General features: G+C 65.1%; 1 protein-coding gene. It reads right to left on the bottom strand.

The features are described 5' to 3' along the window. The coding region (locus tag U5760_RS31510; protein ID WP_322016213.1) for a nitrite/sulfite reductase at positions 1-1598 on the bottom strand (1598 nt) is incomplete at its 3' end.

The raw sequence follows: 1598 nt of genomic DNA, 5'->3' as shown, positions 1-1598 counted from the left end.
CGCTCGCCGTCGATGCGCTGCTCAACGAAGGTGTCGATCACCTTCTGCACGACCTCCGGCATCTCGTCGGCCGAGAACGACGGGCCGATCACGCGCCCCAGGCGCGCGCCGTTGGCGCCCGTGCCCTGCTCGCCGCCCAGCGACACCTGATACCACTCGGAACCGTCCTTATCCACCCCCAGCACGCCGATGTTGCCCACGTGGTGATGCCCGCACGAGTTCATGCAACCCGAGATGTTGAGCGACACATCGCCGAGGTCGTAGACGTAGTCGAGGTCGTTGAAACGCTCCTGGATCGCCAGCGCGATCGGAATCGACTTCGCATTCGCGAGCGAGCAGAAGTCCCCGCCCGGGCACGCGATGATGTCGGTCAGGAGGCCGATGTTCGCCGTCGCGAAGCCTTGCGCCTTCGCCTTCTCCCACAGCGCGAACAGGTCGCGCTTCTTCACATCCGCGAGAATCAGGTTCTGCTCGTGCGACACGCGGATCTGGCCGAACGAATACTCGTCCGCCCAGTCGGCCACGGCTTCCATCTGGCGGTCCGTGGCGTCGCCCGGGGCGATGCCGTGCGGCTTGAGCGAAATCGTGACCGACGCGTAGCCCGACACGCGGTGCGGGCGCACGTTGCGCTCCACCCAGCGCGCGAACGCACGGTTTTCCAGCAGATGCTTCTCGTACGACGTATCGGTGTCGGGCAGCTTTTCATACGCGGGCGGCGCGAAATACTGCGAGACGCGCTCCACTTCGGCCTGCGTGAGCGTCGAGGGGCCGTCCTTCAGGTGCTGCCACTCCTCTTCCACCTGCTGCGCGAACTTCGCCGGCGAAAGCGCCTTCACGAGAATCTTGATGCGTGCCTTGTACAGGTTGTCGCGCCGGCCGTAGCGGTTGTACACGCGCAGCACGGCTTCGCAGTAGGTCAAGAGATGCTGCCAGGGCAGATCGCGCCTGATGATGGTGCCCACGATCGGCGTGCGCCCGAGGCCGCCGCCCGCCAGAATGCTCGCGACGATCTCGCCCTGCGCGTTGCGGTCCAGATAAACGCCCAGATCGTGGATCTGCACAGCTGCGCGGTCCTCCTTCGAGCCGGACACCGCAATCTTGAACTTGCGCGGCAGCCAGGCGAATTCCGGGTGGAACGTGGACCACTGGCGCAGGATCTCGGCCCACGGACGCGGATCGACGACTTCGTCGGGCGCCACGCCCGCGAACTGGTCGGCCGTGATGTTGCGGATGCAGTTGCCCGAGGTCTGGATGCCGTGCATCTGGACCGAGGCGAGTTTTTCGAGGATCTCGGGTGTTTCTTCGAGCTGGATCCAGTTGTACTGGATGTTCGAGCGCGTCGAGAAGTGGCCGTAGCCGCGGTCGTGCACGCGCGCGATGTGGCCGAGCATGCGCAGCTGGTCGCTGCGCAGGTTGCCGTAAGGAATCGCGATGCGGTGCATGTACGCGTGGCGCTGCATGTACAGGCCGTTCTGCAGGCGCAGCGGGCGGAACTCTTCTTCGCTCAATTCGCCCGAGAGGCGCCGGCGAACCTGGTCGCGGTACTGCGCGACGCGCTCGTCGACGATGGTCTGGTCGTACTGATCGTATTGGTACAT

Origin of the sequence: Paraburkholderia sp. J12, from assembly GCF_905220215.1 — a bacterium.
In the GTDB taxonomy this organism is placed as follows: domain Bacteria; phylum Pseudomonadota; class Gammaproteobacteria; order Burkholderiales; family Burkholderiaceae; genus Paraburkholderia.
The sequence above is the reverse complement of the archived record's forward strand: the minus strand, read 5'-3'. Positions and strand labels throughout refer to the sequence as shown.